We start from the raw sequence: 14,214 nt of genomic DNA on the forward strand, positions 1-14,214 counted from the left end.
TTTGGGAGGTTACACAAGTTCCGTCTCAAACTGGGATAAGAAACGTACATCGTTCTCAGAGAACAGACGCAAATCCCGAATCTCATATTTCAAATTTGTTATCCGTTCGATACCCATACCAAACGCAAAACCTGAATATTTCTTACTATCAATCCCACAGTTCTCTAGCACATTCGGGTCTACCATACCACATCCCAATATCTCCACCCATCCGGAATATTTACACAGCTGACACCCTTTTCCCTTACATATCGTGCAGGAAATATCCATTTCAGCCGATGGTTCGGTGAAGGGAAAATAAGAAGGACGGAAACGTACTTTTGTACCCTCGCCATACAGCTCTTGCACAAAATGAAACAATGTTTGTTTCAAATCTGCGAAAGAAACATTTTCGTCTACATACAACCCTTCTACCTGATGAAAAAAGCAGTGTGCCCGGGCGGATATTGCCTCATTTCTATAAACGCGTCCCGGCATAATAGCACGAAACGGTGGTTTTCCCATTTCCATTAAGCGAACCTGAACAGAAGATGTGTGTGTACGTAGCGCAATGTCGTTACCCTCTTTCTTTTCTACAAAAAAGGTATCTTGCATATCCCTCGCAGGGTGTTCAAGCGGAAAATTTAGTGCAGAGAAGTTATGCCAGTCATCTTCGATTTCCGGTCCTTCAGCCACGATAAAGCCTAATTTTTTGAAGATTTCTACGATTTCTTTTCGCACCAACGACAGTGGATGCCGAGATCCTAGTTGAAAACCTTCTCCGGGAAGCGTTAAATCACCCTCCTCACGTTGCAGGTTCTTTTCTGTATGCGTAAACTGTACCTGAGCGTCGCTATAGGTCTGTTCAGCGAGTTGCTTAAACTCGTTTAAAACTTTACCTAGTGTACGCTTCTCCTCTGCTGATACGGTTTTAAATTCCTCAAATAATCCCTTAACGATGCCTTTGGCAACCAAAAACTTTAACCTAAAATTTTCAACATCGACTGCTGATGTGGGGGTAAAACCCTTTATTTCTTCTGTAAACTGCTTAATCTTGTCCTGCAACATAGTGCCAAAGATACGGCAAAATATTAAAATGGCAAACCATCCACATCACCGTCGTTCTCCGAAAAATCTACTTCTTCGTCTTTTCCTCCGTCGTGTTTTTCTTCTTCTGACGAAGTAGATTTTCCCGTTTGTCCAAAATCAGACGGACGCCCTAAAAGCTTGAAACTTTCGCCGACAATCTCCGTTACATATCGACGCGTTCCTTCTTTATCTTCATAATTTCGTGTCCGCAGTCGCCCCTCGATATAAGCCAGCTTACCCTTTTGGAGATATTTAACCGCCATCTCCGCCAGATTACGCCACATGACGATATTGTGCCACTCGGTATGTTTAATGCGTACGCCGTCTTTCGTGTACGTTTCAGAAGTTGCAAAAGGAAAACTACAAACGGAGACATTGTTATCTAAATAACGTACTTCGGGATCCTTTCCCAAATGTCCGACTAAAATCACTTTGTTAACACTTGCCATAATCTATAATTTAGGGCTAATCAATTGTATATTTTCTTCTATAATCTATTATACGCTCTAAGGTTAGAAAGAACACCTATGATTTCACTCTAGTTGTTTACCCGCGATGAGATGAACATTTTTTTCCAGAAAAGAGAATATAAGTTTATGTTTAGCTAATTTATCTATTTTTTCGTAATAATAGTAATTCCAGTCCTTTTTTTTCTTTTTCAAAGCATTGGAATCGCCAACAATATAAAAGCGCGCGTAAATGTTTTGATGGCTCAGCACATGTTTTACTTGTTTGCCGACCGCCGTTAGAACGACGTCTTCTTCAAAGTATTGGACAAAATCTGCATGTACCGTCAAGTCTGGCATGGGCATATCCTCCGCTGTTTCTATCATCGGAAATTCATACAGGTTCGTCCACACATCGCCTTGCCCCCGCTTTGACATCAAAATCCGATCGCCCTCTATCACAATAAAATAATGAAAATACCTATTGCGACTCCCTTTCCCTTTCAACTTCGCTGGCAGCACATCGATGAGTTTCTCTTGAAAAGCAACACATTCCACACGAAAAATACAATCCGCACATAACGGGTTCTTCGGTTTGCATTGCAAAGCACCAAAGTCCATAATTGCTTGATTGTATATGCCCGGACTTTCTTTATCAAGCATCTCTTCCGCAATCTGAGCAAATATTTTTTTCCCCTGCACGGAATTAATCGGTTCTTTTATCCCAAAGTAGCGCGCCAGCACTCGATACACGTTCCCGTCTACTACCGCTCTTGCTTCGTTTGCCGAAAAAGACGCAATAGCCGCCGCCGTGTATTCCCCGACGCCTGGAAGACGAATCGCTTTCTCATAAGTATTAGGAAACACACCTTGAAAATCATCTACCACCATCTTCGCTGCTTTATGCATATTCCGGGCTCGCGAATAATATCCCAAACCTTGCCATAATCGCAGGATGTCTTCTTCATTGGCTTCTGCAAATTTTGTTACAATCGGAAACGCCTCTACAAAACGATGGAAATAGGGCCTCCCCTGTTCCACTCTGGTCTGTTGCAAAATAATCTCCGAAAGCCATATAATATAAGCGTTATGCGTGGTTCTCCAAGGCAAATCACGCCCCTTCTCACGATACCAATTCATCAGTTTTACAGCGAACAACATGCACAAAGTTGCCTATTTTTTTGTTATAAAAAGAGTCTTAAAAAATGTTAAAATTTGTAAAATATTGACTACAAACAGCTTGATACATTACCTTTGTGCATTCGTATCATAAAAGTTTTTGTTATTGACGCCCATGCTAAAGAAAAAAACCGCCGTGCTTTTCGTCGAACCGGATGGTACATCTACCAAGAGAATGCAGGTACCTACGTTCGTCATCAATCACTGGAAAAAGGTTCTATGTTCCTTTGTTACCCTCACCGTTATAACCGTGTTATCTGTGGTGTATGTGGTTAAACAACGGACATCTGAAAAATATATAAAGGTTTATGACCAAAAAATAAATAAGCTGAAAGCTGAAAACCGTCTATTGGAATTGGATGAGTTCAACAATCAGTTGACGACTGAAGAAATAAAGAAATCCTTTAACTCTATTGATAGTGCTATTGACCGCATTAACCAAAAGATGAAGAAGCGGGGATTGAAAGAAATTAAGATGAGCCCTAATATGGGAGGTCCGGTAGAAAAAGGTGAAGAAGACTTAGTGGAGCTTTCCGTCTTCTACAAAAAACAATTAGAAGACCTGGAATCCAAATTAGATGGTTTACCGCTGGGTCGGCCACATCACGGACGCGTCACGTCGCCCTATGGATATCGTCGGAATCCCTTTACGAACCGAGGTCGTGAAATGCACCAAGGGGTAGACTTGAAAGGAAGAACAGGAGACCCGGTTAAAGCGACGGCAAAAGGCAGAGTTACTTTTGCGGGCTGGCAAGGGGCTTATGGATATGTGGTCATGGTAAAACACAACAACGGATATGAAACGCGATATGCACACTTGACCCGTACACGTGTTAAAAAAGGACAGGCTGTGGAAACTGGAGATATTGTTGGTCTACTAGGCAGCACCGGCCGAAGCACCGGTCCCCATCTACATTATGAAGTTCTTTTAAATAACAGGAAACTCAACCCATCAAAATATTTTTCGTTGTAACAACTTCTTCTTAACGGTAACGAAGCTTGTATGAATTATTGTCTTTTATAAATAATTCATACAAGCTTCGCTCTAATTTATTGTCTGGAGTTGGACAGGATTATTTCTGCTTATCTGCCCAACCAAATACCTTTGACAGCAAATCCGTTGAACGGGAACCGCCGAGATTATTCCGGATTTTGAGTTCTTGATCAGCCACTTTGACAAAAAGTCCATCGATAGCTTTTTGCGTTACATAGGCGGTGAGATTGGTCTCCACCTTGCTGGACAGCGGCAAGTTATTGTAAGCTGACGTTAGTTGTGTCCAATAGTCAGCAACATTATTTGTACCCATTGCCGATTCTATCACCGGACTGAAGCGTTGGGTCAATTCAGATGTTGTGTTTGACTTGAAGTAAGATGTCGCTGCGTCTTGCTGTCCGCTCAGTAAAATATTATATGCGTCGTTAATAGTCATCTTAGACAAGGAGTTAACAAACACCTCTCCTGCTTCGTTAACGGCTGTTTCGGCGGCACGATTCATACTTGTAATAAACTGGTCGCATAGGGAGCCCATACTTACCGCTCGCAATGCTTTTTCTACCTTTTGTGCTTCCTGGGGCATCAAAATTTTGACCGCAGCGTCTCCCAAATAGCCATCCTTTGCAGACAACATCTTTATACTCGCCTGCAGTCCATTACCCAACGCTTGCTTGACGGCGTTATTAGCTTCCGTTTTAGTTACTTCCTGATCACCAGTTTGTGATGATATATTATTAGAGGTCTTCGAGGTATCCCCAGATGTTGTCCCTAACTGTCCTAAAACCCCCATTAGTTTGTTTCCTATTTGCGCTTCTGCACTAGAGAATGTTCCTAAAAAGATCCCTATTGTACAAAACGCCATTAAACTTTTCTTCATATCTTATCTTGTTTACCACGACAAAGCTACAAAAAACACTATTTTAGCCATTGCGCCACATAGGCTTACCAATGTAGCTTACTAACCACAGGAAAATGATCCGAAGGGAATTTACCCATATACGTATCTGTTAAAATTCCATATTTATGTACGTTGAACGGTTTCGTGATAAAAATATGATCGATACGCTGTTTGGGTTTCAGGCCTTTTCCCCACGCGTTAAAAGAGGAGTTCGGTTCGTACACAATTTTTGCCAGTTCATACGTATCTTGTACTATCTCACTTTTTGCAAGCGTAAAGTACGCTTCGTTGGTTTCATCTACATTAAAGTCACCGGTTAAGATAATGGGCAAATCGTTTGCCAGTTCTTTTGCTTTTTCTAAGATAAGCTTTGCGCTTTCACGACGTGCTTCCACACCTACATGATCAAAATGCGTATTCATGAAGATAAACTGCTTGCCATTTTGGTTATCTTCAAATACACCCCATGTGCAAATCCTAGGCAAAGCGGCATCCCATCCTTTGTTGGGTTTCCCAGTATCGGTAGCGGAAAGCCAAAACGTCCCGTCTTTTATTAATTTAAAGCGCTGTGTATTGAAGAAGATAGCCGAGTGCTCTCCTTTTTCCGCTCCGTCATCACGTCCCACACCGATGTATTCAAACCCCGGCAATTGGCTCTTCATGTCCTGCACTTGTTCATAAAATCCTTCTTGAATACCGAAAATATCAAATTCATGAAATTGAATGAGGTTGGTGACCGCCTGCTTCCTGTCCTCCCATAAATTCCCAACATCCGACGTCGTTTTCAACCGTATATTAAAAGAAGCTACTGTCAGCTCTTGTGCTGACAACATGTAGGAAAATCCTAAAAGAAGTACTATTGATAAAGAAATCTTTTTCATCTATTTATTTTTTTGTTTCATAACGTGATTTAACGTTACTTAATATAAATAATGTTGGCAACAGCGCGTTCACCTTCATGATCAAACAATTTATTATCAGACGGATAGCTTACCAGCCCATTCTCGGTCGCTCCTTTTATATATAACGTAGAGCTTCCTCCGCCATCCAGGTTCATCGCCTCTTTCGCTCCCAACCACCGTAGTACGCTCGACAGTTCGTGGAGATCCATACCGTGCGAAGATTTATTCCTCCCATCAACGACAAATAGGAGTAATTTATCATCGTCCGTCAATGCAACCGCCGTACGCGGATGCCGATTGTCGTTAAAAGCGTTTTTGGTTAATGGATAAGGGTTGCCGCTCCTAACAAGCATCGGACCAGCAAGCATGACGTTAGGATAGTGCTCCGACTCATACAGCGTATCCGTTGCAGCTTTGATTTTTATCTCTTTTTTTGACAGCAAAAGTAGTGCATTACCGCGATCTGTTTTTTTTCTGGTACGGTTAACAACTTTATTTTCTACTTGTATGAAATCAGTTGCACCGCCATTTTTCATATCAAAAAAACCGCCATTGATAGCTACCAACGCCCCGTGCTCCGATGCTAATTGTGAGGTCGGTTTTAACTCGGAGGGCTCGGCAGCTAAATAAAGGTTTTTCAAGTTCTTTTTAAGGTCGATTTCTACATAATTAATCTCCTGCTCACCATCAAAGAGATTATTAAAATGTCCTTGCTTCCAGACAACCCCTTTTTTTACGTTCGTCTTTTTCCAGTCTTTGCTAACGACTGCTAGGGAATCTTGATTCTCTTGTGCAGACGCAGCCGTAACAAAAAAGAAAATACCAATAAGAATATTGATCCTTAAACGATACATCGAATATTATTTTTTTAGAACGCGGCTAAGCAACTCTGGCTCATCCGTCGTGATATAATCAATCTTTTGGTCAATGAAATAATGCATATCGTCTTCACGATTCACTGTCCATACATTGGTTTTAAGTTTCAATTTCTTTGCCTCTCCGATCCATTCGGGGTGTTTCTTATACACTGACTGGTTGTAATCCAGTCCGCTTAAACCTGCTGCCTTTATCTCTTGAGGTGATTTATCGCCATTAAGGTAGTGAACTTTTGCTTTCTTGTCCAATTCTTTAAGTTTCAAACAGGCATCGTAGCTGAACGCGATATATTCTACTTGTTTTTCGGCTTTCAGTTTCTTTACCAAAGCCACGGCTAGCTCCGCCGATTTCAACGTTCTTTCTGTACCAAGCTTATTCGTTTTAAGTTCATAAATCAATTTGGTTTTTTTCTGCTTCAGTCCTTCTTTTAAATACTCTTCGGCAGTAGCGATGCTTTCTCCGTTGGGGTGTTTCTTGGCGAGCAATTCTTCGTAGGTGGATGTAGCTATGTCTATTCCATAAAAGTCTTGGTCATGGTTTACCACCAATACATCATCTTTTGTGAGGTGTACATCAAACTCTGATCCCCATGCTTGCTGCTCTATGGCTTTATTTAAGGATGCGAGTGAATTCTGCGGCACTTCGGTATTTTTCCAGGCTCCGCGATGCGTGATCATTTCTGTTTGAGCTATAGCTCCCATGTGCACGACCGTTATTAAGGTCAGGATTACTAATGTTGTTTTCATATCTTACATGAATAAGGTATACGTTTGATTGATGTGTTTATTTAATTACACGAATATACCCAATTCCCATTAAGATTGTGTTAAATTACCTTTTACCATTCCATTCGCCATAAAATTGTTGCAAAAAGGATTCCATAAAATGATGGCGCTTCTCGGCTATTTGCTTGGCTGTATCGGTATTCATCTTGTCCCGTAACAGTAATAGTTTTTCGTAAAAATGATTAACGGTAGGCGCCGACGTATTTTTATATGCCTCCTTACTCAGTTTTTGGTGGGGAGGAATATTGGGGTTATATATTTCTCGATTCTTAAATCCTCCATAATGAAAAGCACGCGCAATGCCGATAGCTCCGATAGCATCCAAACGATCCGCATCTTGCACAATCTCTAATTCTTTGGAATGAAAATCAACTTGCCCCAAAGACGCTTTGTAAGACATATTAAATATAATCTGCTGTACATGTTCTATCCGGTCTTTATCCAATCCGATGCGCTGTAACAACTCTCCTGCTATACGCGGGCCTATATGCTCGTCACCATTATGAAATTTGCTATCAGCAATATCATGTAGCAATGCGGTCAACTCACAAACTAACGCATCAGCTTCCTCCGTTTCTAAAATCAGTTTTGTATTGTCCCATACCCGCTGAATATGCCACCAATCATGCCCTGCTTCTGCATTTTTCAGCTTTTCCTGCACAAAAGAAACGGTTTGTTGTATGATTATCTCGTCATCTATCATTTTTATCCCGTACCCGAATGAGTTTATGTATTTTACCTCCGGTTATCTTTTCTGTTGAATCAGGCTGTATTTCGGGCGCAGCAGGTTTATCTTTCGAACCTTCATACAGCTCATATTGCAATAGCCGACAATCTAGTTTACCGTTGAAAAACTCAAACCTGCGGGATGCTTGCAGACCAATTTTTTTGGCCAGGTCGAGATTTCCCGTAAACACGTAGCCTCGATACCCCTTGCACTCCTGTTTCATAAAGTCGCCGATACGTTTATAAGTTGCTTCCAGTTTTGTATGTACCCCCAGACGCTCACCATATTCTGGATTAAACATCATCACACCGTTTCCTTCGGGGATGGTTGTCTTGGCAAAGTCAGTTACCTCAAAGGTAATCAAATGCTCCACACCGGCCGTCTTTGCATTCGATTTTGCAATTTCTATCGCCACATCTGAGATATCCGAAGCTACAATATGAGGGAGATTATTTTTATCTGTCAATTCCTTCAACCGGCGACGTTCCTCAAAAAACACTTCCTCATCATAACCTATAAAATGCATGAAAGCATAATTCATCCGTTGCAAACCGGGCATACGCTTTTGCGCCATCAGCGCCGCTTCAATAGCTAAGGTTCCCGAACCACACATGGGGTTTATGAAGGGCGATTTACCATCCCACTTAGTAGCCATGATAGTCGCTGCGGCAAGCGCTTCCAACATGGGTGCTTTGCCGGGATGTTTTCGATAGCCGTGCTTAGCGAGCGTTTCGCCGGAAGTATCTAAAAAGATTTCTGCTCTATCATCTATCCAGTGTAGATGGATGACGGCCCGGTTTAACTCAGGTCCCGTATTAGGTCGTAAACCTTTTTTATTTTTAATACGGTCTACAATGGCATCTTTTACCTTGACATTCGCAAACAGCGGCGTCGTAATCGTCTCATTGTGTACATTTGATGTAACAGAGAAATATCCATCAAACGGAAGGAGCTCTTCCCATGCAACAGTCATCAGCGCTTTGTAGAGCTCATCGGCATTTCGAGCACGGAACGATTTTATCTCATAAAGCACTTGACTCGCTATGCGCAAATTCAGGTTCAATCGGATGCATTCATTTACAGAGGCGCTAACCTCTATACCTGTATTAAAAGCACGGACAATGTCAAAGCCCAGCGCTTCCACTTCTTGTGCCAAATAAGGGGACAAGCGTCTATTGCAGGTAATGATAACTTTATTGGGGGTGTTGAAAACTTCCATCATCTTTTTTGCAAAGTTACTTATTCTGCTTAGCAAAAAATGCTTAATTTTACAGTTTAATACGTTTTTGATATGGAAATAAGAGGAAAAGTTCATGAAATAGGCGCTACGCAACAAGTTACGGAATCTTTCAAAAAAAGAGATTTAATTGTTGCTTACGCAGAAAACCCACAATTTGTAGAATACATTCGCTTTGAGGCAACGCAAGACCGCGTCAATATATTTGATAACTTAGCTGTTGGTGATGACGTAGAGATTTCGTTTAATCTACGCGGTCGTCCGTGGACAAATAAAGAAGGAGTTACCACGTACTTCAATTCCTTAGTAGCGTGGAGAGTAACAAAACTGGCCAATACACCGCAACAAGCTCAAGCACCAGGTCAAATGGACATGCCTCCGGTCGATATATCGTCTTCCGGAGCAGATGATGACGATTTACCTTTCTAAGTAAAAAAGAGATTTATAAAGTAACAGGGCAGCCTTATATAAGGCTGCCCTGTTACTTTATAAAAAACATATGTTGCCTTTAGTCGGCGGCATTAAAATACTTTTCTACACGATCGGGGCTTAACATTTGCCAAAGCGAGGCAACCGTCCACCCAGGCGCAAATATATCGTTGTAAAAGCCTTTACCATTCTTTCCATAATCCCAGTTAGTATGTTGGACAACTTCCGGATAATAACCTACTTTTCCGATGTCAAACATATTGTCCGGAATAGGCATCAATTGGAGCATAGAGCTCTTTATAACCGACGAAAACGCAGAAAAACGGGGTTCATGGCATTCTTCCGACAGCCAATCAAGAATAGTGGCAAACTCAAAGATAAATACATCGACATGATTGTTCTCTACAGATACGTTACCCCATCCCCTTGTTTTAAAACCTACGTCACCCAACATTTGTCCCTGTGCAAATGGCACATCCCACAGATAATACCAAGAGAGGCAAAAATAAGCGGCTTGCTGACACAAGTCCACATAATGCTGTCTCTCCTTCCCTTTCGTCACCATAGCCAGATAATGCATTGCCGTAGAAGCATACAATGACGCTTCTTTATCTTCGCAATTGGCATCCAACGTCGAAGAAAAGTAGTCTGCTTTAGCTATAAGCTCGTTCTCCAAATATTTCCCAGCTCGCTTGGCACTTTCCAGATAGGATTTGTTATGAAAATATGCATACCCCATAGTCAGCGGTAATACACCCGATGGCGTACTACCTCCGGAAGCGTCCGTTACCTGAAAATGCTGATCAAATTTTCGCGGGAAGCTACCGTCTTGCTTTTGCAACTTTGCAAAGTTGCAAAAAAGTATCTTTACTCTATTTTCCCATGTTACATGCGTTCTTCCTTTCATCTTCTCGTATTTGAGATAATTCAAAACAGCAAAAAGCCCTTCTGATTGACGACGGATACTATACTCTTGTGTTACACTATCCTTTCCGTAATCCACATACTCATGAAAAAAACCATTCGCAGCAAACCCATGTTGGAGATAGGAATTGAAAATGCTGTTCGCTTTATGAACCAACGCTGTATCCCCTATTTCTTCCCCATACTCCAGTGCATTAAATGCATTCAGTAAAACGCGTCCTATGAAACCAACTTCCGTCGCTTCGGTACTTTCACAATCATCGGTTCGCATATGTACGCCAGAAAAGTATTTTAAATCAAATTTATCTACATAGCTTTCTCTAAAAAAATTAGACAATGTCTCTTTAGCCTGCTCCACGCGCATAGCATTGGTGTATATCGCCGGCTTTAGCGAGTCATACGCATAATTCCACACATCAGATACGAAGGCAGAATAATTTGCGGCCTTACCTTTTCGTACCTCCCAGGTCAGCTGGCGAACTTCCCCCTTTTCCAATTTCTCAAACGCCTGCACCGCAGGGACAAGTGTAAGTTTACGTATATACGTATGAGGCGCCTCCTGATAGGGAAAGCCGAAAACCAAGGATGTATTCCCTCCGCTATTGCGGAAACCAGTAGACCCGATATCGGTCTTTCCCGAAAGAATAACTTCTCCCGCGCTGTGCGTTGTAAGGCTTTCGTGCTTGAATTCATCCAAACGCATAACCGTAAAATAATCACCTGTCTTATCACTGTATATCCCTGTCAATGGTGTGCTCAAACGATCTTCCCGCACTTGCCAGCTATGGCTAGTTGCATAGGAAGGAGCTTCTTCCGGCGAGCGAAGATTACGCCTATACCAGAATCCAGGCATCAAAAATTGACAGTCTTCGTGTTGAATAGCGGGTAATGTCAGCTGCTCTTCAAAGTTATAATATACCGTTTCTTTTGCCGTAATTTCTATGGATATCTGCATACCCGACGATGTTTCCTGAATTTGCCGACGGATAGAAACCGGCAAATCCCGATCGGATGTCAATACGCCTGACGGACTAGTACCTAACACATGAGCAACTGCGGGATTGCCTGGCTTTTTAATCGATAATCGCCATTCTGAATTTGATAGATTCGTGTTTGATAGAACAGTATTAGCCGTTGCCGATCCCAACATAACGACTAATAACCATACCACAAGAAATTTTTTCATTATATACATATTGTGTTCCACATTTATCTAATCACTACGGGTGCCAAAATATCTTCCCCTGTATACATTACGGGTACCGCATTGTCGGTAAAATGCACATCCGTCATCAACATGATCCTCGGCAAAACCTTATTGGGAGCATAATGGGCATGAAAAACCATTTTCAATTGCCCTTCTTTATCTTTGAAAAGCGAATGATGTCCAACGCCCGTATAGCCTTGAGGTTTCAGCAAGATAGGATTTCCTGAAAACTTTGTCCATGGTCCATGGGGTGAGCTGGCGGTAGCATATCCCACACCGTAGTAATGGCTTTCAAAGTGATTCGCTGAATAGGTCATATAGTAGATTCCTTGATGTTTAACAATAAAAGGTCCTTCATTAATACGGCCCTGGATTCTTTCCCAATTTTGCGAAACATTGATACAGGGCTTAAGAGTTTCTCTTTTTATCGTTTTCAAATCGTCTTCCAGTTCTGCCATCCATACGACAGAGCCGTCCGTGAAACGTACAAAATACAAATAAGGCGTACCATCATCATCAATAAACAGAGAATTATCTATAGCTTTTCCATCTGCCCACATGGGCTCTTTCTCCTGTTGCATAAACGGTCCTAATGGACTATCGGCTGTTGCCACCCCTATATGCTCGTCGGCTGTAAAATACATATAGAATTTATTCTTTTCTGCAATATAATAGACTTCTGGGGCCCAAAACCATCGCTCGGCCCAAGTGCTGTCTTTATGTAAGGCCAACTGGGATGTTTTCCGCCAAGACTCTAAATCTTCGGACGTGTACACCTCAATGCCATTGGAAGCATTTGTCCCATAAGCATAATACATATTTTCATGATAGAGGATATTCGGGTCGCCCAATAATACGGGAGTTTGATACTCGAAATCGCGCTGGTTGTTTTTTTCGCAAGATGATACGCCCACGAAGACGAATGCTAGCGCTATATATAATAAGGTTTTCATACAAAATAACGTTTAGTATTAATATCTCGGGTTTTGTTCCACATTCGGGTTGTTGTTGACATCATCAGACGGGATGGGCAAACTACGATTCCGCCCGATTACAAAATTGTTGAAATCAACATCCCGTTGCTTTAACTCGTCCACTCCACTTTGTGTATCCAGCAAACCCCACCGCTTGATATCTGCCCAGCGGTGTCCTTCACTTGCCAATTCCAATACGCGTTCCGTCTGTAGGCGTTTGAGAAAACGTGCGCGATCAGTTGTCGTGACAAAATGGTTAACGGACAGCGCCGGCATATTGGCCCGGGCTCTTACCCGGTCTACATATGCCACGGCATCGGATAATGCCCCTCCCGATTCCACCATGCATTCCGCATACATCAACAAAACGTCAGCAAAGCGAATCAGCCTGACATTGGTCGGATTATAATAATCATCAAAACCCCGATCAGTAGAAGAATATTTACGGAAGAAAACTCTTCCCTGCCAATTCCCTTGTTGCCAAAGCGCGTTATTACTAGTCAGGTTATAAATACGGCTGTTATCGGAAAAATCATTTTCCATACCTTGATAAAAGGCGGTATATTTTAAACGAATATCAAACCCATTGGCGAGGTTGCGTTCTCTTTTAAGCTCTGTAACGATCCAGGGACGTAGCTCACCATCATTCCATCCGATACCTGGAGGTGCAAAAAATTGTCCTCGATGAAGACCTAAATTAGGGTCAATGTCATTGACTCCGTCTCCAGCGGGAGCCTTGTTCACATCTGAATATTGTATCTCAAACACCGATTCTATATTATTTTCCGAGTTTGGTGTAAAATTATCTGCATAATTAGACACCAAATCATAATACGTCTTTCCATCTCCTTCTACAAGCCAATGTAGATCGGTCTGTGCTTCTTGCCACTGATGTAACTGCATATAGCATTTTGCCCGAAGGGCTAATGCCGCGCCTTTGGTAGCCCTGCCTTTATCTTGACCAGTCCACAACTCTGGAAGCATGTTTTGCGCTTCCGTAAGATCGTTGATAGCCTGCTGGTAGACTTCGTCTTCGGTATGTCCCTCCGGCTGCATACCGGGTTCCGAAGGTTCCAATACGATGGGAACACTCTTATTCTCACTGCCCCATAATACGGCTAAATTGTAATAATAGAGTCCTCGCAGAAAATAAGCCTGTCCGAGAAGATGAGATTTTTTTGTTTCATCTTCAAACGTAATACCGGGGACGTAGAACAGGACTTGATTCGCCCTGAAAATAGCCTGATAGCATTCTGCATATGTCATGGCATTACCTTCACCAAAATTGTAGTTATTATAGGTAAATTGGGTCCACTCGCGCAGTTCTGCCCAAGGGCTTTGGCTAAAACCTTCGTCCGACGTAAGGTCAAACCTAAACCACATCCATCTCGCATAAGTCCCCGGTTTGTAAAACATGTTGTATATCGCGTTCACCCCATACTCGGCATCTAATTCTGTATTCCAGAAACTTTCCTGAGTAAGTGAATTGGGATTTTCTACCTCCACCTTACAGGCGGCAAATACACTTATACTGAAGATGATATAAAATAACTTTTTCATGATAACAT

14 protein-coding genes are annotated in these 14,214 nt (G+C 42.0%); 2 read left to right on the forward strand and 12 right to left on the reverse strand.

Annotated features, from left to right (window positions below; all coding sequences use genetic code 11):
• Window positions 1-9: 9 nt before the first annotated feature.
• The 3 genes from pheS to mutY all read right to left on the reverse strand — a co-directional run bounded on the left by pheS (window position 10) and on the right by mutY (window position 2,675).
• A complete protein-coding gene (pheS, locus tag FXV77_RS15725) occupies window positions 10-1,047 on the reverse strand; it encodes a phenylalanine--tRNA ligase subunit alpha (protein WP_148920190.1) in 1,038 nt (345 codons plus the stop codon).
• 23 nt (window positions 1,048-1,070) lie between these two features.
• Window positions 1,071-1,517, reverse strand: coding sequence for a single-stranded DNA-binding protein (locus FXV77_RS15730; RefSeq protein ID WP_148920191.1), 447 nt, complete (start codon window positions 1,515-1,517; stop codon window positions 1,071-1,073).
• Window positions 1,518-1,601: 84 nt separating this feature from the next.
• Window positions 1,602-2,675, reverse strand: a complete 1,074-nt coding sequence (gene mutY / locus FXV77_RS15735) for an A/G-specific adenine glycosylase (protein WP_148920192.1) — start codon at window positions 2,673-2,675, stop codon at window positions 1,602-1,604.
• 133 nt (window positions 2,676-2,808) lie between these two features.
• On the opposite strand from mutY, the gene FXV77_RS15740 reads away from it, so the two are divergent.
• Window positions 2,809-3,666, forward strand: coding sequence for a M23 family metallopeptidase (locus tag FXV77_RS15740; RefSeq protein WP_148920193.1), 858 nt, complete (start codon window positions 2,809-2,811; stop codon window positions 3,664-3,666).
• Between the two features lie 100 nt (window positions 3,667-3,766).
• Here the strand turns inward: FXV77_RS15740 and FXV77_RS15745 are convergent, their stop codons facing one another.
• From FXV77_RS15745 to FXV77_RS15770, 6 genes are all read right to left on the reverse strand, one after another.
• Complete coding sequence (locus FXV77_RS15745; protein WP_246162488.1) at window positions 3,767-4,564, reverse strand: DUF4197 domain-containing protein; 798 nt, start codon at window positions 4,562-4,564, stop codon at window positions 3,767-3,769.
• Between the two features lie 65 nt (window positions 4,565-4,629).
• The gene (locus tag FXV77_RS15750) at window positions 4,630-5,466 is read right to left on the reverse strand and encodes an endonuclease/exonuclease/phosphatase family protein (protein WP_148920194.1); all 837 of its coding nucleotides are present in this window, start codon (window positions 5,464-5,466) and stop codon (window positions 4,630-4,632) included.
• Window positions 5,467-5,501: 35 nt separating this feature from the next.
• The gene (locus FXV77_RS15755; protein WP_148920195.1) at window positions 5,502-6,341 is read right to left on the reverse strand and encodes a phosphodiester glycosidase family protein; all 840 of its coding nucleotides are present in this window, start codon (window positions 6,339-6,341) and stop codon (window positions 5,502-5,504) included.
• Window positions 6,342-6,347: 6 nt separating this feature from the next.
• Window positions 6,348-7,109, reverse strand: a complete 762-nt coding sequence (locus FXV77_RS15760; protein WP_148920196.1) for a glycerophosphodiester phosphodiesterase family protein — start codon at window positions 7,107-7,109, stop codon at window positions 6,348-6,350.
• Between the two features lie 85 nt (window positions 7,110-7,194).
• The gene (locus tag FXV77_RS15765; protein WP_148920197.1) at window positions 7,195-7,851 is read right to left on the reverse strand and encodes an HD domain-containing protein; all 657 of its coding nucleotides are present in this window, start codon (window positions 7,849-7,851) and stop codon (window positions 7,195-7,197) included.
• The gene (locus tag FXV77_RS15770) at window positions 7,841-9,094 is read right to left on the reverse strand and encodes a THUMP domain-containing class I SAM-dependent RNA methyltransferase (protein WP_148920240.1); all 1,254 of its coding nucleotides are present in this window, start codon (window positions 9,092-9,094) and stop codon (window positions 7,841-7,843) included. The genes FXV77_RS15765 and FXV77_RS15770 overlap by 11 nt, the downstream gene beginning before the upstream one ends.
• A 72-nt stretch (window positions 9,095-9,166) precedes the next feature.
• Here FXV77_RS15770 and FXV77_RS15775 point away from each other — a divergent pair, with 72 nt between their 5' ends.
• A complete protein-coding gene (locus FXV77_RS15775; protein WP_148920198.1) occupies window positions 9,167-9,541 on the forward strand; it encodes a DUF3127 domain-containing protein in 375 nt (124 codons plus the stop codon).
• Between the two features lie 79 nt (window positions 9,542-9,620).
• Here FXV77_RS15775 and FXV77_RS15780 read toward each other — a convergent pair whose 3' ends face one another.
• Genes FXV77_RS15780 through FXV77_RS15790 form a run of 3 tightly spaced genes read right to left on the reverse strand, consistent with a single transcriptional unit; the run spans window position 9,621 to window position 14,206 of the window.
• Window positions 9,621-11,651 (reverse strand): hypothetical protein, encoded by a 2,031-nt coding sequence (locus FXV77_RS15780; protein WP_222867807.1) that lies wholly within the window; start codon window positions 11,649-11,651, stop codon window positions 9,621-9,623.
• 23 nt (window positions 11,652-11,674) lie between these two features.
• The gene (locus FXV77_RS15785) at window positions 11,675-12,625 is read right to left on the reverse strand and encodes a glycoside hydrolase family 43 protein (protein WP_148920200.1); all 951 of its coding nucleotides are present in this window, start codon (window positions 12,623-12,625) and stop codon (window positions 11,675-11,677) included.
• 18 nt (window positions 12,626-12,643) lie between these two features.
• Complete coding sequence (locus tag FXV77_RS15790) at window positions 12,644-14,206, reverse strand: RagB/SusD family nutrient uptake outer membrane protein (RefSeq protein WP_148920201.1); 1,563 nt, start codon at window positions 14,204-14,206, stop codon at window positions 12,644-12,646.
• Window positions 14,207-14,214 lie beyond the last annotated feature (8 nt).

It is taken from the genome of Sphingobacterium phlebotomi, from assembly GCF_008180195.1.
Lineage (GTDB): Bacteria > Bacteroidota > Bacteroidia > Sphingobacteriales > Sphingobacteriaceae > Sphingobacterium > Sphingobacterium phlebotomi.